Annotated in this window: 20 protein-coding genes; 12 read left to right on the top strand and 8 right to left on the bottom strand. The window is 63.2% G+C overall.

What is annotated here, in order from left to right:
- Window positions 1–87: 87 nt before the first annotated feature.
- Window positions 88–732 carry an outer membrane lipoprotein gene (locus tag J0O65_RS16545; protein WP_215408326.1) on the bottom strand — a complete coding sequence of 215 codons (645 nt, stop codon included), beginning with the start codon at window positions 730–732 and terminating at the stop codon, window positions 88–90.
- A gap of 185 nt (window positions 733–917) precedes the next feature.
- Here J0O65_RS16545 and J0O65_RS16540 point away from each other — a divergent pair, with 185 nt between their 5' ends.
- Entirely contained in the window at window positions 918–1,694 is a 777-nt protein-coding gene (locus tag J0O65_RS16540; protein WP_215408324.1) for a Crp/Fnr family transcriptional regulator, read from the top strand.
- A gap of 99 nt (window positions 1,695–1,793) precedes the next feature.
- On the opposite strand, the gene J0O65_RS16535 is transcribed toward J0O65_RS16540, so the two are convergent.
- Complete coding sequence (locus tag J0O65_RS16535) at window positions 1,794–2,012, bottom strand: YMGG-like glycine zipper-containing protein (protein WP_215408322.1); 219 nt, start codon at window positions 2,010–2,012, stop codon at window positions 1,794–1,796.
- Window positions 2,013–2,188: 176 nt separating this feature from the next.
- Window positions 2,189–4,228 (bottom strand): AsmA family protein, encoded by a 2,040-nt coding sequence (locus J0O65_RS16530; RefSeq protein WP_215408320.1) that lies wholly within the window; start codon window positions 4,226–4,228, stop codon window positions 2,189–2,191.
- A 253-nt stretch (window positions 4,229–4,481) separates the two neighbouring features.
- Here J0O65_RS16530 and J0O65_RS16525 point away from each other — a divergent pair, with 253 nt between their 5' ends.
- From J0O65_RS16525 to J0O65_RS16495, 7 genes are all read left to right on the top strand, one after another.
- Entirely contained in the window at window positions 4,482–4,886 is a 405-nt protein-coding gene (locus J0O65_RS16525; RefSeq protein ID WP_215408318.1) for a DUF4398 domain-containing protein, read from the top strand.
- Window positions 4,887–4,911: 25 nt separating this feature from the next.
- A complete protein-coding gene (locus J0O65_RS16520; protein WP_215408316.1) occupies window positions 4,912–5,811 on the top strand; it encodes an OmpA family protein in 900 nt (299 codons plus the stop codon).
- A gap of 63 nt (window positions 5,812–5,874) precedes the next feature.
- The gene (locus tag J0O65_RS16515) at window positions 5,875–6,435 is read left to right on the top strand and encodes a ferritin-like domain-containing protein (RefSeq protein ID WP_502793568.1); all 561 of its coding nucleotides are present in this window, start codon (window positions 5,875–5,877) and stop codon (window positions 6,433–6,435) included.
- Window positions 6,436–6,493: 58 nt separating this feature from the next.
- Complete coding sequence (locus J0O65_RS16510) at window positions 6,494–6,796, top strand: ElaB/YgaM/YqjD family protein (RefSeq protein WP_035826246.1); 303 nt, start codon at window positions 6,494–6,496, stop codon at window positions 6,794–6,796.
- A 17-nt stretch (window positions 6,797–6,813) separates the two neighbouring features.
- Window positions 6,814–7,200 (top strand): phage holin family protein, encoded by a 387-nt coding sequence (locus J0O65_RS16505; RefSeq protein ID WP_034758936.1) that lies wholly within the window; start codon window positions 6,814–6,816, stop codon window positions 7,198–7,200.
- A gap of 11 nt (window positions 7,201–7,211) precedes the next feature.
- On the top strand, window positions 7,212–7,550 hold the full coding sequence (locus tag J0O65_RS16500; protein WP_215408315.1) for a hypothetical protein: 339 nt from the start codon (window positions 7,212–7,214) through the stop codon (window positions 7,548–7,550).
- A 136-nt stretch (window positions 7,551–7,686) separates the two neighbouring features.
- Window positions 7,687–8,841 (top strand): patatin-like phospholipase family protein, encoded by a 1,155-nt coding sequence (locus tag J0O65_RS16495; protein ID WP_215408313.1) that lies wholly within the window; start codon window positions 7,687–7,689, stop codon window positions 8,839–8,841.
- A 26-nt stretch (window positions 8,842–8,867) separates the two neighbouring features.
- Here J0O65_RS16495 and J0O65_RS16490 read toward each other — a convergent pair whose 3' ends face one another.
- From J0O65_RS16490 to J0O65_RS16480, 3 genes are all read right to left on the bottom strand, one after another.
- Complete coding sequence (locus J0O65_RS16490) at window positions 8,868–9,170, bottom strand: hypothetical protein (RefSeq protein ID WP_215408311.1); 303 nt, start codon at window positions 9,168–9,170, stop codon at window positions 8,868–8,870.
- 44 nt (window positions 9,171–9,214) lie between these two features.
- A complete protein-coding gene (locus J0O65_RS16485; protein ID WP_010396415.1) occupies window positions 9,215–9,367 on the bottom strand; it encodes a DUF3309 family protein in 153 nt (50 codons plus the stop codon).
- Window positions 9,368–9,434: 67 nt separating this feature from the next.
- A complete protein-coding gene (locus tag J0O65_RS16480) occupies window positions 9,435–9,884 on the bottom strand; it encodes an outer membrane lipoprotein (protein WP_215408309.1) in 450 nt (149 codons plus the stop codon).
- A 264-nt stretch (window positions 9,885–10,148) separates the two neighbouring features.
- On the opposite strand from J0O65_RS16480, the gene J0O65_RS16475 reads away from it, so the two are divergent.
- The 3 genes from J0O65_RS16475 to J0O65_RS16465 all read left to right on the top strand — a co-directional run bounded on the left by J0O65_RS16475 (window position 10,149) and on the right by J0O65_RS16465 (window position 12,366).
- Window positions 10,149–10,703: a hypothetical protein gene (locus J0O65_RS16475; RefSeq protein ID WP_215408307.1), complete on the top strand. Its 555-nt coding sequence runs from the start codon at window positions 10,149–10,151 to the stop codon at window positions 10,701–10,703.
- Between the two features lie 82 nt (window positions 10,704–10,785).
- On the top strand, window positions 10,786–11,097 hold the full coding sequence (locus tag J0O65_RS16470; RefSeq protein WP_215408305.1) for a BON domain-containing protein: 312 nt from the start codon (window positions 10,786–10,788) through the stop codon (window positions 11,095–11,097).
- Between the two features lie 72 nt (window positions 11,098–11,169).
- Window positions 11,170–12,366 carry an AI-2E family transporter gene (locus J0O65_RS16465; protein ID WP_502793567.1) on the top strand — a complete coding sequence of 399 codons (1,197 nt, stop codon included), beginning with the start codon at window positions 11,170–11,172 and terminating at the stop codon, window positions 12,364–12,366.
- A gap of 51 nt (window positions 12,367–12,417) precedes the next feature.
- On the opposite strand, the gene J0O65_RS16460 is transcribed toward J0O65_RS16465, so the two are convergent.
- Window positions 12,418–13,365 (bottom strand): YihY/virulence factor BrkB family protein, encoded by a 948-nt coding sequence (locus tag J0O65_RS16460; protein ID WP_215408303.1) that lies wholly within the window; start codon window positions 13,363–13,365, stop codon window positions 12,418–12,420.
- A gap of 69 nt (window positions 13,366–13,434) precedes the next feature.
- Window positions 13,435–14,463, bottom strand: coding sequence for an OmpA family protein (locus tag J0O65_RS16455; protein ID WP_215408301.1), 1,029 nt, complete (start codon window positions 14,461–14,463; stop codon window positions 13,435–13,437).
- A 471-nt stretch (window positions 14,464–14,934) separates the two neighbouring features.
- Between J0O65_RS16455 and J0O65_RS16450 the strand changes: the two genes are divergently transcribed.
- The gene (locus tag J0O65_RS16450; RefSeq protein ID WP_353056208.1) at window positions 14,935–20,682 is read left to right on the top strand and encodes an alpha-2-macroglobulin family protein; all 5,748 of its coding nucleotides are present in this window, start codon (window positions 14,935–14,937) and stop codon (window positions 20,680–20,682) included.
- Window positions 20,683–20,686 lie beyond the last annotated feature (4 nt).

Here is a 20,686-nt window from a genome sequence, read left to right as displayed (position 1 = left end):
GAACATGATCAAAAAGAAAACGCCCGGACAGGCCGGGCGTGTGTTGAATTGGCAACGCTGGCGGGCGGCCTGCTTGCCGCCGGCCGCTTAGCCCATGGCGCGCAAGGCGCCGTTGACGACGCGTACGCGGTCGCCCTGGCGCCAGTTCGGCGCGGCGCTCTGGTGCACGGTGCGCGTCTTGCCGTTGTCGAGGCGCACGACGATGTTGTAGCTGCGCGTGGCGCGCACGCTGCCTTCGATCTGGTTGCCGGCCACGGCGCCGCCAACGGCGCCCAGCACGGTGGCCAGCTGCTTGCCGTGGCCGCCGCCGACCTGGTTGCCCAGCAAGCCGCCGACGACGGCGCCGCCGGCCGCGCCCACGCCGCTGCCTTCGGCGCGCGTATTGACTTCATGGATGGCTTCGATCACGCCGCAATTGCCGCACACCTGTGGTGCAGGGGCTGCCGCGTATTGTTGCTGTGGCTGCTGCTGTGGCTGTTGTGGCTGCGGCTGGCGCACGGGCTGTTGCTGCTGTGGCGGCAGGGCGTCCAGCGGCTGCGCGCCAGCCGCTGGCTGGTTCGCCTGCAGGTTGGCCAGCTGTTCGGCCGAAGTGCTGGCCGCCAGTGGCTGGCTATCGCCCTGGGAAGAAGGCAGCCAGCCCATCAGGGCAGCCGTGCCCACGCCGCAAAACAGCAGGACGGCGACGGCGGCGGCAAGCACCAGCGGGTGGAGGGATTTGGTGGTGGTCGTCATGGAAAGCTCCTTGGTTTTTATAAATAATGAAATGGGTAGTGCGTGTTCAGCGTGTTATGTGCGTCTGTTGCCAGTGTGCTGCGCCGCTTGCCGTGCTTCCGTGCGTCACCGTACATACAGGGGCATTGCCGCACCGTAGGCTAGGTAAAAATTATGTCGAGTTGTAACGACACCAAGGAAAAGCAATGCCATCAACGACTGCCAGCATGACCGTCTCCCGCGACGCAGGCCGATCCGGCCTGGGCACGTCCGCGGGCGCGCCTGACGCCGGCAACCGCTTGCTGGCCAGCCTGCCCGAGCACGACTCGCGGCACCTGGCGGCGCTGTTCGATACCGTGAAGGTCGAGGTGGGAGAGGTATTGTACGAACCGGGCCAGCCTATCGACTACATCTACTTTCCCCGCGACTGCCTGATTTCGCTGCTGGCCGTGGCGGAAGGCCGCATGACCCTGGAAGTGGGTTCCGTCGGCCGCGAAGGCGTGCTGGGCGCTTCCGTCGCGCTGGGCCACGACCAGGCGCAAGTACGTGCCGTGGTGCAACGTTCCGGCACGGCCAGCCGCATCGTGCGGGCCCAGTTCTGCGCCGAGTTTTCCCGGCTCGAGTCCCTGCAGCGCTTGCTGTACCGCTACACGGACACCTTGCTGGCGCAAGCCATCCAGATTGCCGTGTGCAGCCGCTTCCACGTGCTCGAGGCGCGCCTGGCCCGTTCGCTGCTGATCACGCGCGACCGCCTGCAATCGGAAAAATTTCACCTGACACATGAATTTCTCGCCCATACCCTGGGCGTGCGGCGGGTCGGCGTGACCAAGGCGGCCAGCGCGCTGCAACAGCAAAAACTCATCACCTACAGCCGCGGCAATATCGAGATCCTCGATTCGGCGGGGCTGGAAGCCGTATCCTGCCGCTGCTACGAACTGGTCAAGGATAGCGGCCCCATCGGCATGGCCAAGGTCTTCGTCTGACCAGGCCGGTCTTCGTCCCTCCTGCTTGCATCCTGACGTTGCAGACGCAAAAAAGCGGGGCGGGCGCCTGGGCACCCACCCCGCTTTCTTGAACAGCAATTACTTCGGCTTGACCTGATTGCCGATCACGCCGCCGACGGCGGCGCCGCCAACTGCGCCGACGGCGCTGCCGCCCGTCAGCACGGAGCCGGCGACGGCGCCAATGCCGGCGCCGACGGCCGTGTTTTTATCCTGGCGCGACATATTGGCGCAGGCGGTAAGGCTCAGCAGCAGGGCGGCGACGGAAGCGGTGGTGGCGAGTTTTTTGATGGTTTGCATGATGGTTCTCCTATGAATTCGGGTCTCGTGGCGCCGGCTTGGCATGCGCCGGGAGGTGGTTCGTGTCGCCACGTCTTGGGTGTTTCAGGCACGATCACAGAATAGAATTGTGGCAAGGCAGGGTCTGTTCGCCAACGCACATAGGGGTGTAACAATTGTAAAAGCACACACCACGCTTAGCGTGCCTTGCGTGCGGGTTTACCCGGTTTCGGCGCCGCCGGCTTGACTCTCGCCTGGGCCAGCAGCGCCGCGCAGGCGCTGTCCTCGACGGGGCCGCTATTGACCAGCGGCAGCAGCGCCGCCACGGGCGCCACCACGGCCAGCGCCAGCGCGCCACCGGCGCGCAGGGCCAGCACGCCCTTGTCGACGCTTACGTCGGGCTTGCTGAAAGTGCCATGCACATACAGGGGCGAGCGCAGCGAAAAGATGCGCAAGCCCTTGCTGTCCGGCCGCAGGGTCAGGTCCAGCCGTTCATCGGCCAGGTTCACCGTGCCATCGATATGCAGGATGGCGTCATCCGTGTCGACGATGAACTGGCGCGTGCGCATCAAGCCCTTGGTGACGGCGAAGTCGGCGGCCATGCAGTTCAGCCTGACCTGCTTGTCGCCCGCCAGTTTGGCCAGCACGACACTGCCGATATTCAAGCCCATTTCTTCCAGCAGCAGCTTGCTGATGCTGCCCCGGTCGATCAGCGCGCGCACTTCGCCGTTCGAGCTGCCCAGCAGGGTGGCGACGGAATTGCCCGTGGCCGACAGCGACGCATCGCCATTGATTTCTCCCACGCTCGCTTGCAAGGCAGGCAGGCGGGGGAACAGTTGCTGGATGTGCAGATGGCGGGCGCTGGCCTTGAGTTCGGCCGCGATGCCGTTGGCGATGACCTTGCCGCTGCCGTCGAGCCTGATCTGCGACGACAGTGTGCCGCCCGCCACGTTGAAGTTGAGCGGCGCCAGGGACAGCACGCCGTCCGTCAGCTGCACATGCGTGTCGAGCTTGCTGATCGGCAGCTCGGCGTCGCGCGTGATCTTGTCGGCCGTGTAGCGCACGTCGGCGTCCAGGCTGATCCAGCGCTCCGTCTTGAAGGTTTCCACCGGCAGCACGCGGCCGGCCGGCTGCGTCGACGGCACGCCCCGTTCCTTCTTGCTGGCGCTGGAGTCGGCGCCCACCAGCGGACCGAGGTCGGAAAATTGCAGCAGGCGCGAGTGGACTTCGCCCGTCAGGCGCTTGCGTGGCGTGCTGGCGGAAAAGGCCAGCTTGCCACTGATGTCGCTCGAGCCCACCTTGCCGCTGAACTGGTCGTACACCCATTCGCCGCCGCGCGGCGCCAGGGTGCCCGTCAAATGGCCTTCCGTGCTGAAGTGCGGCGTTTCCGGCAGCAGCACGCCCGTCAAGGGATACAGGCGGGCCATGCTGGGCCCGGATAGCTTCAGGCGCACGTCGAGCGCGGCCAGGTCTGCCGGGCGCGTCAGCGTGCCTTCGATGGCCACGCTGCTGCCGCTCGCGCGCATGTCGGCCTGGATAGGGAAGGGCGTGCCTTGCCGCTGCAGCGACAGCACGCCACCCGCCTTGCCGCCACCGGTGACGGTTTCGCCGCGGTAGCTGCCCGACAGTTTCCACGCGATGCCGTAGCGCGCATCGTCCGCGATGGTGTCGACATCGGCGCGCATCGCCGTCCTGGTGACGCCATCATCCAGATGTACCGTGCCCTTGCTGAAGACCACGCTTTGCAATTCCAGCTGCCACGGCGATGGCTGGTCCTGCTTGTCGAAGGTCCAGTTGTTCTTGCCATCCTTGCTGCGCAGCAAATGGACCTGCGGCGTGTCGAAGCGCAATTGCGGAATGATGATTTTCTTGTCCAGCAGGGCCAGCGGATTGAGCGAGAACGCCAGCTGGCTCACGCTGGCCAGCTGCGCCTGGCCATCCGCCGCTGCCATGGTGCTCGGGTTGCCCAGGCGTACGTCCTTCGCCTGCAGGTGCGGCCACGGCAAATAGTCGCGCCAGCTTTTTTGCCCCGCGCTGCCGGCTGGCTGCTGCCACGTCAGCGCCAGGTCGCCCTCGATGGCGAACGGCCGTCCCAGCGCTTCGCTGGCGCGCCCATTGAGCCAGGGCTTGGCGCGGTTCCAGTCCATATTGAGCAGGACGATGGACGCCGTGACGGGCAGGGCAACGAGCACGGCGGCACTGGCGAGGGCGATTTTCTGGCGGCGGGAGAGCGGCATAAGCTGATTCTTTCTGGACAAGTAGGCACGATGCTACAGGAATCGTCCTAAAGCCGGGGCCGTTTCAGGTTTTACTGGCGGGCACGTGCGCTGGCGCACCTTGCCGATGCAAGTATTGTCGATTTCCTACCCTATGTGCGGCACCGAACGGATATGCGGGGGAGCGGGGCCTATAACGTCATACATCAAACGCCGTTCCTGATTCGTTCCATGTATGACTGATATCGTTACCTCACTCTCCAGGAGAAGAAAAATGACAAACCGAGATTCCATCAAGACGCCCATGACCGCTCTGGCCGCCTGCGTCGCCGCCGTCGTGCTGATGGCGGGCTGTTCCAGCCTGAAGACGCCGGCCACGGCCGACGTCGCCGTGTCGCGCGCCGCCGTCGATAACGCCGCCAGCGCCGGCGCCGCCGACCTGGCGCCCGATGAAATGCGTTCGGCCCGCGAAAAAATGCGCATGGCCAACCAAGCCTTGAAAGACCGCGACTACAAGACGGCGCGCGACCTGGCCGACCAGGCGCAAGCCGATGCCAAGCTGGCGCAAAGCAAGGCCAACTCGGCCAAGGCGACCAGCGCCGCCGATGAAATCAACGAGAACATCCGCGTCATGCGCGAAGAGCTCGACCGTGCCAACCAGCAAGCGCCAAAACAATAAGCAACAACAAGAACAGGACCCCATCATGAAAAAAGCTACTTACACCACGATTCCCGGCCTGCTGGCCATGGCCGCTTTCGTTGCCGCCTGCAGCTCCGCACCGACCACCACCAGCCTGCTCGACCAGACGCGCGGCGATTACATGGCGGCGCAATCGAACCCGATGGTGTCGACCTATGCGCCACGCGAATTCCGCGAAGCGAGCGCTGCGCTGGAAGCGGCGAACGCGGCCGCCACGCGCCAGGAAGATAGCGACAAAGTCGACAAGCTGGCCTACCTGGCCAAGCAAAAGATAGCCACGGCGCAAGAAGTCGCCAAGCAGAAGGCAGCGGAGGCCGATATCGCCAACGCGGGCAAGCAGCGCGACCAGTTGCGCCTCGATGCGCGCACGCAGCAGGCTGACCAGGCCACGGCCCGCGCCCAGGCGGCGCAAGCGGATGCGGAAGCGGCCAAGGCCCAGGCGCAAGCGGCCGAAGCGTCGGCCCGCGATGCGCAAGCCCGCGCCGCCGGCCTGGAAGCGCAGCTGGCCGACCTGGCCGCCAAGAAAACCGAGCGCGGCATGGTGATCACCTTGGGCGACGTGCTGTTCGGCACGGACAAGGCGGCTCTGACGGCAGATGGCATGAATACGGCGCGCAAGCTGGCCGACGTGCTGAAAAACAATCCGCAGCGCACCGTGCTGATCGAAGGCTTTACGGATAGCACGGGCGGTTCCGCGCACAACCTGGAACTGTCGCAACGCCGTGCCGAGTCCGTGCGCAATGCGCTGCTGGAACAAGGCATCAGCCGCGACCGTATCGCCACGAAAGGTTATGGCGCCGCCTATCCGGCCGCCGGCAACGATACGGCGGCGAATCGCCAGCTGAATCGCCGTGTGGAAATCGTCTTGTCTGAGGACAATACCGCTATTCCCGCCCGCCGCTAAGCCGCGCCGCCTGGCTCGGCAATAAAAAGGCAGCACCGGCCGAAGGTTGGCCGGTGGATACCCATGCAAGACTTGAAAGGAAACATCATGACCCACACATCTGTTGAGATTCCAGTTGGCATCGACACGGCCGCCATCCGCGCTGCCGCCCGCAACCTGGACGACGGCGCCGTGACGGCCGGTTATCAGGGCGACCGCCAGGAGTTGATTACTCTGTTGAATGGGGCGCTGGCCACCGAACTGGTGTGTATTGCGCGCTATAAACGCCATTACTACACGGTGAGCGGGCGCGACAATGGCAGCATCAAGGCCGAGTTCCTCGAGCATGCGCAGCAGGAGCAGGAACACGCGGACTGGCTGGCCGAGCGCATCGTGCAATTGAATGGCAAGCCAGATTTTAATCCTGCAACATTGCTTGCACGCAGCCATGCCGAGTATGATGACTCTGAAGATGTGCAAAGCATGGTGCGTGCCAATCTGATCGCGGAACGGGTGGCGATCGAGTCGTATCGCCAGATGATCGTGAAAATCGGCGACAAAGACCCGACCACACGCCATTTGTTGATCAAGATCATGGCTGTCGAGGAAGAGCACGCCGATGATATGCGCGATCTAATGGAATAGTGTTTTTGAGTAAAGTAGGTATAGTAACTACATTCATCCACAGCTAAGGAGCTAAACCATGTTGGAAAACAATATCACCACCGTCAATAACGATGTCAAAACCCTGGTCAAGGATGCGCAAGCCCTGTTCAGCGCCGCTGCCGCGCTGACCGGCGAAAAGGCCGATGAAGTGCGCGTCAAGGGCATGAAAACCCTGGACGCCGCCCTGGCCAAGGCGCATGAAGCGCAAGCATCGGCCATCGTCGCCACCAAGCAGATGGCTGCCCAGGCGGACGGCTATGTCAAGGAAAACCCATGGCGCACGGTGGCCGTCGCCGCTGGCGTCGGCGTGCTGGTCGGCTTCATCCTGGGCCGCAAGTAATCCACTTCAGGAGCGATATGGACAAGTCTGCTTCGTCTCACCAGGGGCCGGGATTGATCGGCTCGGTCGCCGGCCTGGCCAAAAACGCCGTCGGACTGATGTTGTCGCGGCTGGAACTGGCCACCATCGAACTGTCGGAAGTGCGCAATCACATGTTGCAGCTGATTGTCATTTTCGCGCTGGCGACGGTGGCGGGCTTGTTCGCCATCGCTTACGGCAGCGTGCTGATCGTCTTCCTGGCCTGGGATAGCCTGGGCTGGAAGATCCTGGCGATCATGACGGTCGTGTTCGTGCTGCTGGCCATCGCCCTGGTCATGTATGCGCGTGCCATGCTGCGTCAAGGAAAGCTGTCCATGCCGGCCACCATGGCGGAATTGAAGGCTGACCGCGACATGCTGATGTAAGAGGAGAATTCATGTCGGACAACGACAAACTGGCGGCGCAAGCCGCCCGCAAGCGCCTGCTGATCGCCCAGGGCGAAATGTATCGCGTGGGCATCGTGCATGCGCGCGCCAACGCGGCTTATGCGTTGCGCCCCGAGTCGATGCTGCAGGGCGTGGTGGAAACGGCGGTCGGCTTTGCCGGCCACCGCGTCGAGTCCTTGCTGGCGCCAGGTGGCATGCGCCTGCAAGGCGCCATGCCCTACGTGCTGACGGCGCTATCATTTATTGGACGCAAGAAGCTGGTCAAGCCGGCCCTGGTCCTCGTGGCCGTGGCCGCCGTCGCCGCCAGCTGGCTGCGCCGCAAGCGCTGAACGCCAGCCGTGTTGCACAGAAACGCCGTCATCGACGGCGTTTTTTTTGCTGGTACCCAAGGTCCGGCGCACACGGACGCAATCCCTTACAATGATACCCGCCGCATTTTGCGCGGCGGACAGAGGGGCCATCTTGATGACGAATTCGAAGACACCGATCAATCAGTTAAATCCCTCGCGCCTGCGTATCGTGCTGGTGCTGCAAGGCGGCGGCGCGCTGGGCGCCTACCAGGCCGGCGTCTACCACGCGCTGCACGAGCATGGCCTGGCGCCCGACTGGGTGGTGGGCACCTCGATCGGCGCCATCAATGCCGCCATTCTGGCCGGCAACAAGCATGAGGACAGGCTCGTGCGCCTGAAACAGTTCTGGCAGCGCGTGGCGCACCGCGACAGCATCGACATGAACCTCGTGTCCGACCAGCAGCGCCGTTCGAACATCTGGCTGGCCACGCTCGATACGGTGCTGCGCGGCGTGCCCGGCTTCTTCAAGCCGCGCAGCTTCAGCTTGTTTCCCGCCGGAATCGCCGTCAAGCCGGAAGAAGCCAGTTTTTATGACACCAGCGAGCTGGCCAGCACGCTGGAGGAACTGGTCGATTTCGATTACCTGAACCAGCCCGGCGGCATGCGCCTGACGGTCAATGCCCTGCGCGTCAAATGTGGCAGCCTCACCAGTTTCGACAGCCATCAGCAGCGCTTGACGTCCGAGCATATCCGCGCCAGCGGCGCCTTGCCGCCCGGCTTTGCCGGCGTGCGCGTCGATGGCGATTTATATTGGGATGGCGGCCTGTATTCGAACACGCCGCTGGAAACCGTGCTCGACGACACGCCCCACGTCGACACCCTGGTCTTCATGGTGGACTTGTGGAGCTCGGAAGGGCCGGAACCGACCACCCTCGATGAAGTGCAGACGCGGCAGAAGGACGTCACCTTCGCGTCGCGCTCGAAGCGGCATATCGCCGACTATGTCAATACGCACACCTTGCAGCGCAAATTGCGCGAACTGTATGCCAAGCTGCCCGATACGGCGCACAACCGCCAGCAGACGGAAGAGCTGGTAGCGCTGGGCTGCGACAGCACCATGCACATCGTGCGCCTGCCGTACGCGGGACGCGACTGGCACATGGCGGCCAAGGATATCAATTTTTCCAAGGGCTCCATCGAGTGGCGCTGGGAGCAGGGCTACCAGGACGGCTTGCGCGCGATCAAGGCGGCTGGCTGGCTCGCCTTTGTCACGGAAGACACGCCGCTCGTGGTGCACGAACTCCCGCCCTACGAGCGCGACGCGGCCTGATCAGGCCGCGTCGAAATCACTGCGCATCACTGCGGATGGGCCGCTTCGCGCAGCTTTTCCGCGTTCGCCATGTCTTGCCGATAAGTGTCCTGTGCTTCCTTCAGGCAGGCGGCGCGCGCGGCGGACGGTTCCGAACGGCAGGCTTTTTTGGCCTCGGCCAGGGCGGCGGCGATTTCCTTGCGCAGGGTGCGCAGCTGGGCTTGCGCCGTGCTGTCTTCCTGGTACCAGCGTTGCGGGTCGCCCGGCTGCGGCGTGGCCGTCTGGGCCAGCGCCAGTGGCGCCACGCTGCAGGCGAACAGGGTGGCCAACAGTGTGTTGTGGATAGTCATGATATTTCCTCCTTGAAATAAGAAAGGCGCCGAAGCGCCTTTTTTTACAACCTGCCTGTCAGTAATAGCAGGATCAGTATCACCACGACCAGGCCGGCGATGCCGCTGGGGCCGTAACCCCAGTTACGGCTGTGCGGCCAGGTGGGCAGGACGCCGACCAGGGCCAGGATCAAAATGATCAGAATGATGGTGCCCATGGCAACTCCTTGTTATCGTACGGCGCATGCGGGATGGCGGATGCCTGCTGGCAAGCTCCGCCGAAAATTAATAGCGGTAGACGCGGCCGTCAACGACGCGTACGCGGTTGCCTGGGCGCAAGTCATTCGCATTGTCCTGCACCACGGTGCGGTATTCGCCGTTGTCGAGGCGCACGCTGATCTGGTAGGCCTGCGCCTGCTGTTTGCGGCCTTCGACCTGGTTGCCCACGACGCCGCCGGCGACGGCGCCCGCCACGGTGGCGGCCGTGCGTCCGCTGCCCGAACCGATGGTGTTGCCCAGCAGCGCGCCAGCGATGCCACCGACCACGGCGCCGGCGCCACTGGTTTGTCCGCCACCCTGCACGATCTGGATGGAGTCGACGGTGCCGTACATGGCCGATTCAGGCTGGTTGGCCGGATAGTATTGTTGTGATTGGTAAGAAGGGCCGGTGGCGCAACCGCTCAGTACGGCGGTTGCGGCGAGCATCAGTGCAGCCAAGGTGGCGTTGGTTTTCATTTTATTCTCCTGACGAGGTGAGGGTGTAGTGCCATCTTAGTCATGCCCCCAGCCCCGGTCTGTACGCTGCCGCACGCACTTATTTCGTATTGAAATGGTCATTTCCCCGGGGCGATCCGGCAAAACGTTGTTATTTCCCCTTGTTTGTCTCCCGCTTGCAAAATAAATTACTTGTGTACGGCAGCGTACAGAAGAGAGACGGCGATCCACGTAAAACGGTAGTCATGCCAAGCAGACATGCTTGCTACCACCAGGGAGAACGACATGAACAAGAATAAGCTTTGCACCGCCATCGTTGTCAGCCTGGCATGCGCCGCCTGGGGCGGCCAGGCAGTGGCCGCCACGCCGGAAGCGAAAGCAGCCTACAAGGCAGCCAATGAAAAGGCGGGCCAGAATTACAAGCTGGCGCATGCGGAATGCGAAAAAATCACGGGCAACCCGAAGGATGTCTGCATCGCCGAAGCGAAGGCCGTGCGTGCCTACGATGAAGCGGTGGCCCAGGCGCAATATACGAATACCCTGCGTGCCTACACCAAGGCGCGCATCAAGATTGCCGATGCGAACTACGACGTCGACCTGGCCCGCTGCAATGCGCTGACGGGCAACGACAAGGATGTCTGCGTCAAGCTGGCCAAGTCCACCAAGGTGGCGGCCCTGGCCGACGCCAAGGCGGACAAGAAAGTCATCGAAGCACGCAGCGATGCGCGTGAAGCAAAAAGAAAAGCCGAGTACAAGGTCGCGGCAGAAAAATGCGATGCATTGGCCGGCGCAGCCAAGGATGACTGTATCAAGGCTGCAAAAACCCAGTTCGGCTACTGAGCTCCTTCCGGCGCGCAGTCACCAACTGGTACAAGAAGCTCATTGTGAGCACATTGATTGACCACTCCTAAGGAAAAAAACCATGAAATTCACTAAATCTATCGCTACTGGCCTTTTCGTCGCTTCCCTGTTCGCCGTTGCAGGTTGCGCTTCGACTCCAACCAAGGAAGGCACGGGCGAGTACATCGACGACGCGGCCATCACCGCCAAAGTGAAAGCCAGCATCTTCAATGAGCCTACCCTGAAATCGACGGAAATCAACGTTGAAACCTTCAAGGGCGTGGTTCAGCTGAGCGGTTTCGTGGCCCAGCCAGCCGATGCCGCCAAGGCGGGCGAAGTCGCCCGTGGCGTCAAGGGCGTGAAGTCGGTGAAAAACGACATCCGCGTCAAGTAATGGCCTGAGCTGCCGCAGCGGCCGGCCCCACGGCTGGCCCTGCGGCCCTCCACCGACCGTCGCGGGAATCGCATGCATATCCAGCCTACAGATACCCCGCCCGAGCCGGTGGCGGCTGCCTCCACCGAGCCTGCCGGGCCGCCTCCCGACGCGCCGGTGGAACACCCGGACGCATCCCTGCGTTTGCCGCTGCACGTCAATGCGCGTGGCATGGCACTGGGCATCATCGCCACCGTCAGCTTCATTTATGCGCTGCAGTGGGCACAGAAATTCCTCATTCCCGTCCTTTTCGGCATTTTCATTGCCTATACCCTCAATCCCGTCGTCGCCTGGCTGGAAAAGCTGCGCCTGCCGCGCGCCGTCGCCACCACCGCCGTCACGGCCCTGATCCTGTTCGGTTCCTTCGTCGTGGTCGAGCGCGTGCAGGGCGAATTCGAATCCATCGTGGAAGAGTTGCCGGCCGCCACACATAAACTGTCGCGCCTGATCGCCGCCAATACGGGCGGCAAGAACAGCACCTTCCAGAAGATGCAGGCCGTGGCCAATGAAATCGAGCAAGTGGCCGCCGGCGCCGAGGCGCGCCGCAACAACCGCCGCGCCGCCGCCGCCGAGGCGCCCAATTTCAAGATCATGGACTGGGTCTGGGCCGGTTCGCTGGGCCTGGTGGGCTTCCTCAGCCAGGCCACCATGGTCATCTTCCTCGTCTTTTTCCTGCTGTTGTCGGGCGATACCTTCAAGCGCAAGCTCGTCAAGCTGACGGGCCCCTCGCTGAGTCGCAAGAAGGTCACCGTGCACATCCTGGAAGACATCAATACCTCGATCCAGAACTATATGTTCATGCTGCTCGTCACGAATGGCTTGCTGGCCGTCCTGATGTGGATCGCCCTGCGCGTGATCGGCCTGGAAAACGCGGGTGCCTGGGCCATCGTGGCCGGCTTGTTGCACATCATGCCGTATTTCGGGCCCTTGCTCATCACCATTTCCACGGGTCTCGTCGCCTTCTTGCAGTTCGAATCGCTGGAAATGGTCTTGCTGGTGACGGGCACCTCGATGGCCATCGCCACTCTGGTGGGCACCTTTGTCACCACCTGGATGACGGGGCGCATCGCCCGCATGAATCCCACGGCCGTGTTCATCAGCCTGCTGTTCTGGGGCTGGTTGTGGGGCGTATGGGGTTTGCTGCTGGGCGTGCCCATCATCGTCATCGTGAAGGTGGTGGCCGAGCGCGTGCAGGGCATGGAAGTGGTGGCCGAGCTGCTGGGCGAATAGCTTGCGGAAACGCCAACGGCGCCCGTGGGCGCTTGCGTGTGCCGCGGACAATCAGGACTGGTGACGTTTCAAGATCTTGACTTGCACGTCGCCGTCGTCCGTCTTCGGCATATCCCGCATGCTGCCCAGCTGCAGGGCGAACTGGCGCGTGAACTCGGCGCCCAGGAAAAAGATCTGCGCCGAGTAATACACCCACAGCAGCAGGGCCACCAGGGAGCCGGCCGCGCCATAGCTGCTGGCCACGCCGCTATTGCCGATATACACGCCAATCGCATATTTCCCCAATGAAAACATGAAGGCCGTGCCGATGGCGCCGATCAGCACGTCGCGCCAGGACAGGCGCACGCGCGGCAGCATTTTATAGATGACGGCGAACAGGCTGGCGATGACGGCAAAGCCGATCAGGTTCGACAGGATGGCAAACAGCACGGCCGTGTCTTTCCACACGCCTTCCCAGAAGTTGGCGAGGATGGCCATGGCCGCGTTGACCACCAGCGACACCATCAGCAGGAAGGCCAGTACCAGCACCAGGCCGAAGGACAGCAAACGCGTGCGCAGCATGTCCCAGGCGCCCGCTTCCTTCAGCGGCGGTACTTGCCAGATTTCATCGAGACTGGCCTTCAGTTCGGCAAACACGCTGGTGGCGCCAAACAGCAGCAGGGCGCTGGCGATGAGGGTGGCGATGCGCCCCTGGTCATGGTTCTTCGCACCGGCCAGCACCAGCTGGATGGCTTCGGCGCCCTGCGTGCCTAGCAATCCCTGCAATTGCCCCATCAGCTCGCCGCGCGCGGCGGCCGGGCCATAGAAAAAGCCGGCGATGGCGATCACCAGCACGAGGATGGGGGCGATGGAAAACAGGGTGTAATAGGCGAGGGCGGCGCCCTTGCTCGAGGCGCGGTGTTCCAGCCATTCGGTGACGGAACAGACGATGACGCTGCGCATCTGCTTGCTGAACGGCGCCAGGCCGGCCAGTCTGGGATAGCGGGTAGAAAAATTCATGATGACTTTCAATGCAAAAAAGGGGCGCGAGCCCCTTTTTTATTCACAAGTGGCGTACCACTGTTGAGCTTACTGCACGCGGCGTTCGATGGTGATCTGTTCCACTTCAACGCGGCGGTTTGGTTCCAGGCACTTGATCAGGTCGGCACGCTTCTTGTTGTCGCAGGTGACGACAGGATTGGTGGAGCCCTTGCCTTCGGCCGTCAGGCGGTTGGCGGCCACGCCTTTGGCAACCAGGTATTCCTTGACTGCATCAGCGCGCTGCTGCGACAGTTTCAGGTTGTACTTGGGCGAACCGATGCGGTCGGCATAACCACTGATGACGACGTTGTTGACGTCCGGCACGGCGTTCAGCACGCGGGCGATTTCGTCGAGCTTGGTCTGTGTCGGACCCAGCTTGGCGCTGTCGAACGCGAACAGTTCCGTTGCCGACATCGTCACTTTTTCAAAGCGTGCTGGCGGCGGTGGCGGTGGCGGCGGCGGTACGACCACGACGACCTCTTCACGCACTGGCGGCGGTGGTGGCGGTGGTGGTGGCGCAGCCGGTTTGTCGAACGCGTAGTTCAGGCCCAGCGTGATGTAGTAGTTATTGGATTTGCTGCTTGGATCAAAGGTGTTACCGCGCAGGAAGCCGTGCACATTGCGCACGTCAGCCTGGAGCGACAGTTGCTCCGTGATGCTGGACTGGAAACCCAGGCCGACGCTGGCGTATGGCGAGCTCTTGCTGCGTTCACCGAAGGCGAAGCTGGTGTCCTTGTCGCGCTGCATGCCGGCACCGACCAGCAGGAAGGGACGGAAGGCTTTGCGCGAGAACATGTACAAGCCGTCTACGCCCAGCGTATTTTGCTGGTAGCGTTGACCGCCATCCTTCGAGCGGGCATACGTGGTACCCAGTTGAATATCCCAGTCCTGGGAAACGGGTTTACCGAAACGCAAGCCCGCGCCATAGCCGGTTTTATCCGTGGCGAAATCGGAATCTGGCTTGAGTGCGTTGATGCTAGGTTGAATGTACCAGGAAGGATTGATTTCCTGGGCCTGTGCGCCGAGGGCGGAGCACAGTACTGCGGCGGCGACGGCGATTTTTTTTAGATTATTCACAAGTAACTCCCAACGTTGATAAGAGATTTTCTCTACTGCATCAATGCGACGACTGCCAGACATGCTATTGCTAGAGGTAGACAACAATTCCAGGTGCGCTTTCTTGCGATAAATGCACTGCTGTTGGACTAGAGAATACGGTTGCAGGTTCACGTGGTCGGTGCGTTAGCGCACAAAGCATTGTTGTATATCAATGGTGTTGCAGATTCACGACAAAGACTTCTATGTTGAAAAAAACTAATTAGCCTCGGGAAATTTCTGTCATCACGGCCACTTCCTGGCGCCGCGACCAGAGGCAATCGTACGACTTGTTACCGGCGTGCCACTGTATATTAGCAACAATGATGAGCTTGATAACAAATATTACATTGATGTTGTATTCCTGCCGCGTTCTGTTGCCTTGCCGGCCTTCTCCCGGGCAACTATTGTGCGCCGCAGCCAGCTCCGCCACTTTTCATCAAGGAGTCACCCGTGCCTGATCACCCCCGTGTTGTTTCTTCCCCGCTGTTTGGCAAACTGGGCCGGCTAGGTCTGCTGCTGTCGCTGGGCTTGGCTATGCCGGCCTGGGCCGATAGCGGCGTGTCCCTGTTTTCACCGAGCGGCACGGTCAAGGCCGTGCGCCAGGTGCGGGCCCAGTTCGCCACGCCGATGGTGTCGTTTGGCGACATGGGCTTGCCGGCGCCGTTTGTCATCGATTGCGGCAAGGCCGAGCCGGCCGTCGTGGCGGGCGCGGGACGCTGGGCCGACGAGCGCAACTGGAACTATGATTTCGAGCGCGATTTGCCGGCCGGCGTGGCGTGCAGCTTTACCTTGAAGCCGGGCCTGAAGGACTTGGCGGGCCAGGCCTTGCAGGGTACTGGCGCTTACCGCTTTTCCACGGGGGGGCCGGCCATCGTCGAGGCCGTACCGTATGACGGCCAGCCGTATATCGATGAAAACCAGATCTTCGTGCTGGGCCTGGACGCCGCGCCGAACGACGCCAGCGTGGCCGCCCACGCGTATTGCCGCGCCGATGGCATCAATGAAAAGATTCCCGTGCGGCAGCTTGTGGGCAAGGAACTGGAGCAGGTGCTGGCGCTGCGCAAGAATTTTGTCGACCGCTACCTGACCGTGTATTTCAAGAAGCGGGGCGTCATATGGAAAGTGGGCATGCCCGTCGCCAGCAAGGGCGCGCCGCCGCTGCCCGTCACCGTGCTGCAATGCAAGCGCAGCTTCCCCGCCAACGCCAAGGTGTCGCTCGTGTGGGGCGAGGGCATCGCCAGCGCCAGCGGCATCGCCACGGACAAGGCGCAAACGCTGCAGTTCAAGACGCGGCCCGACTTCACGGCCAAGTTCAGCTGCGAGCGCAGCAATCCGAAGGAGCAGTGCATTCCCTTCCTGCCCATGCGCGTGCAGTTTTCCGCCCCCGTGAGCGCGGCGCAGGTGCGCGCCATGACCCTGAAGGGAGGCGGCAAGACCTATGCGCCGACCATCTCGAAGGAAGAGGAAAAAGCGGAATTCCTGTACGGCGCCACCTTCAACGGTCCCTTCCCCGTGCAAGCCAGTTTCGTGCTGAGCCTGCCGCCGACACTGAAGGATGACGCGGGCCGCGCCTTGCTCAACCGCGCGCGCTTTCCCATGACGGTGCGCACGGGCGAACAGCCGCCGCTGCTCAAATTCCCGGCCCCGTTCGGCATCATCGAAGCGAAGGGCGACGGCTTGCTGCCCGTGACGGTGCGCAATATCGAACCCGTGCTGTCGGGCAAGGAAGTCGCGCAAGCCTCGGCCGCCGCCACGGGCGCCACCTTGCGTGTGCCCGACAATGACGACAAGTTCATCATCGAGTGGATGCAGCGCCTGGCCGGCAATGGCGACGGCGGCGAATACTGGCAGCCGTACGCCCAGTATGCGGGCAATATGAGCAAATCCGTACTGGCCGACGCGTCCGGCACGCGGCCCCTCAGCCTGCCGCGCCCCGATGGCAGGAAAACCTTTGAAGTGATCGGCATCCCTTTGCCGAAGCCGGGCTTTTATGTGGTCGAGCTGGCCAGCCCCATCCTCGGCAAGGTGCTGCTGGGCAAACCGAGTACGGCCTACATCCGCACGGCCGCGCTGGTGACCAACCTGGCGGCCCACTTCAAGCATGGCGCGCAATCGTCGCTGGTGTGGGTGACGTCGCTCGACAAGGGCGCGCCGGTGGCGAAGGCGCAAGTGGCCGTGCGCGACTGCGCCGGCAAGCTGCTGTGGCAAGGCGCCACGGGCGCGGATGGCGTGGCGCACATCCCTGGCGAGCTGGCCAATTCCAGCTGCAAGAACAATGGCCGCTACTTTATCAGTGCGCGCAGCGGCGGCGACATGACGTTCACCCTGTCGGACTGGGTGGGCGGCATCGAAGCCTGGCGTTTCAATTTGCCCACGGACGACACGCGCGCCGACAACACCCTGCTGGCCACGGTATTCGACCGCACCTTGCTGCGCGCCGGCGAAACCGTGCACATGAAGCATTTCATCCGCCAGCACACGGGTGAAGGCATGCGCCTGGTCGACAAGAACAACGGTCCCGGCAGCGCCACCTCCGTCGTCATCACGCACCAGGGCAGCGACCAGAACTATCAATTGCCGCTGCGCTGGTCGGCCGGCGGCACGGCGGAAAGCGACTGGCTCATTCCCGCCGACGCCAAGCAGGGCGAGTACAGCGTGACGATGGCGGGTCGCCCGTCCGGCAGTTTCCGGGTCGAGGCGTTCCGCGTGCCCACCATGAAAGCCGTGCTGCAGGGGCCGAAAGCGCCCGCCGTGCAGGCAAAGCAGCTGGCCCTCGATGCGCAGATCACGTATCTGGCCGGCGGCGCCGCCACGAATGCGCCCGTCAAGCTGCGCACGGTGCTGCAAGACAAGAGCGTGACGTTTGCCGACTATCCCGACTATAGCTTCAGCAATGGCGACGTGAAGGAAGGTCTGGTGAAGCAGGGCACGGGCTACGACGACGATGAAGGCGAGTGGCAGGACGAAGGCCATGGCGCGGGTGGTGCCGGCGCCGGCGCGACGGCTGCGCGCACGCAAAGCTTGACTTTGGACAAGGCGGGCGGCGCGCGCATCGTCATCGACCAGCTGCCGCCGCTGTCCGCGCCGCGCGACCTGGTGGCGGAAATGGCTTTCCAGGATGCGAATGGCGAGACGGCCTCGGTGGCGACAAGAGTGCCGCTGTGGCCCTCCAGTTATGTGATCGGCATCAAGCCCGACGCCTGGGCCTTGAGCAAGGATGCCTTCAAGTTCACGGTGGCCGTGCTGGGCACCAATGGCAAGCCCGTGGCGAACGCCCCGGTCGCCGTCGATTTCTTCCAGCGCAACAGCTATTCGCACCGCCGGCGCTTGATCGGCGGCTTCTATGCGTATGAGAACAGCAGCGAAGTGGTCAAGCTGGGCCCGGCTTGCAGCGGCAAGACGGACAACAAGGGCCTGTTGACGTGCGACGTGAAGGCGCCCGCCAGCGGTAATCTGATCTTGCGCGCGCGCACGCAGGATGCGTCCGGCAATGCGGCCGTGGCCAACCGCGACACCTGGGTGGCCGGCAGCGGCGACTGGTGGTTCAACGCCAGCGACAATGACCGCATCGACGTCTTGCCTGAAAAGAAACGCTATGAGCCGGGCCAGGAAGCGAGCTTGCAGGTGCGCATGCCCTTCCGTTCGGGCACGGCCCTGATCACGGTCGAGCGCGAAGGCATCCTCGACACCTATGTGCGCCAGCTCAATGGCCGGGAACCGGTGGTGACTATCCCGGTCAAACCGAATTACGCGCCGAATGTGTACGTGTCCGTGTTTGTCGTGCGCGGGCGCGTCGATGGCGTGCAGCCGACGGCCTTGGTCGACCTGGGCAAGCCGGCCTACAAGATGGGCATCGCACCGCTGAACGTGGGCTGGCAGGCGCATGAACTGAACGTGATGGTGGTGTCCGACAAGGAGGTGTATAAAACGCGCGACAAGGCGGAAGTATCCGTGCGCGTGCGCCGCGCCGACGGTAAACCGCTGCCGGCCGGCGCCGAAGTGGCGCTGGCGGCCGTCGACACGGGCTTGCTGGAATTGATGCCCAACGATAGCTGGAAATTGCTCGATACCATGATGGCACAGCGCAGCCTGCAGGTGGAAACGGCGACGGCGCAGATGCAGGTGATCGGCAAGCGCCATTTCGGCCGCAAGGCCTTCCCGGCCGGCGGTGGCGGCGGCAAGGGCGCCAGCCGCGAACTGTTCGACACCTTGCTGTTCTGGAAGGCCACCGTCAAGCTCGACGCCAAGGGCGAGGCGACGGTGCAAGTGCCGCTCAACGATTCCTTGACGGCGTTTCGCATCGTTGCGATTGCCAGCGCCGGCAAGGAATTGTTTGGCACGGGCAGCACGGATATCCGCAGCTCGCAAGACCTGATCCTGATGTCGGGCTTGCCGACCCTCGTGCGCGAGGGCGACCAGTTGCGCGCGGGCTTTACGGTACGCAACACCTCGGCAGCATCCTTGAGCGTGGACCTCAACGCCAGCGCGGCCGGCAAGGCCTTGCCGCGCCAGAGTTTGACGTTGGCGGCGGGCGAAGCGCGCGAAGTGGGCTGGGATTACCAGGTGCCGCTCGGTGCCCAACAGATTGTGTGGGAGATAGGCGCGAAGGCGGGCAACCATAGCGACAAACTCAAAATCACACAAAAGGTGGGCCAGGCCACGCCCGTGCGCACGTATCAAGCCACCCTGCAGCAGATCGACAAGCCCATCAATATGTCCGTGCAGATGCCGGCCGGCGCCTTGCCGGGCCGGGGCGGCATCCAGACCAGCTTTGTCGCCAGACTGGGCGGCGAGCTGCCCGGCGTGCGCGAGTACATGACCGCGTATCCGTACACCTGCTTCGAGCAAAATACGTCGAAAGCCATCGCCCTGCAAGACCAGGAGGCGTGGAACAAGCTGGCCGCCAGCTTGCCTGCCTACCTGGACAGTGATGGCATGCTGAAATACTTCCCCATCATGGAGCAGGGCAGCGACAGCTTGACGGCCTACGTGCTGTCGGCAACGGCAGAAGCGGGCTATGCGATTCCCGAGCAGACGAAGAACCGCATGGAGGAAGCCTTGACGGCCTTCGTGCAGGGGCGCATCGTGCGCCGCTCCGCGCTGGCCACGACGGACCTGGCCGTGCGCAAGCTGGCCGCGCTGGAAGCGCTGTCGCGCTCCGGCAAGGTGCCGCCCGATGCGCTGGAAAGCATCAGCATCAGCCCGAACCTGTGGCCGACGTCCGCCGTCATCGACTGGAGCCTGTTGTTGCAACGCACGCCAAGCCTGGCGCGCCGCGATGTGCTGCTGGCCGAGGCGCAGCAGATTTTGCGCAGCCGTTTGAACTTCCAGGGCACGACCATGGGCTTTTCCACCGAGCGCAAGGATAACTGGTGGTGGTTGATGGTGTCCGGCGACGTCAACGCCAACCGGCTGCTGCTGGCCGTGCTGGACAATCCGGCGTGGAAGGACGATATCGGTCGCCTGGTGCGCGGCAGCATGGGGCGCCAGAAGAAGGGCCGCTGGGATACGACGGTGGCCAACGCCTGGGGCACCCTGGCCATCGCCAAATTCTCGGCCAAGTTCGAGTCCACCCCCGTGACGGGCGCCAGCGCCGTCAAGCTGGGCGGCGATACGCAAGCGCTCGTGTGGAATGGCGCGGCGAAAGTCGGCCCCGTGCTGCAAGCGTGGCCGAAAGGCACGGATACCCTGGGCCTGGCGCACAGCGGCACGGGCAAACCGTGGGCCACCGTGCAAAGCCTGGCGGCCATCCCGCTCAAGGCGCCCGTGTCCAGCGGCTACACGATCAAGAAAACCATTACGCCGGTGGAACAACAGACGACAGGCCAGTGGTCGCGCGGCGACGTCTACCGCGTGCGCCTGGATTTATCGGCGCAGGCGGACATGAGCTGGGTGGTGGTCGACGATCCGATTCCCGCCAGCGCCACGGTGCTGGGCAATGGCCTGGGGCGCGATTCGCAGCTGCTGACGGCCGGCGAAAAATCCACGGGCTGGGTCTGGCCTACGTTCGAGGAACGGGCGTTCGACGCTTTCCGCGCGTATTACGCCTTCGTGCCGAAGGGTAACTGGAGCGTGGAATACACGGTGCGCTTGAACAATGCCGGGGATTTCAGCCTGCCGGCCACGCGCATCGAGGCCATGTATTCGCCCGAGATGTTCGGCGAGTCGCCGAACGCGAACGTGAAGGTGGGGCAGTGAAGAA

Source organism: Janthinobacterium sp. JC611 (assembly GCF_018682595.1).
Lineage (GTDB): Bacteria > Pseudomonadota > Gammaproteobacteria > Burkholderiales > Burkholderiaceae_D > Janthinobacterium.
Note: the sequence above shows the minus strand (reverse complement) of the source record. Positions and strands in the feature narration are given on the sequence as shown.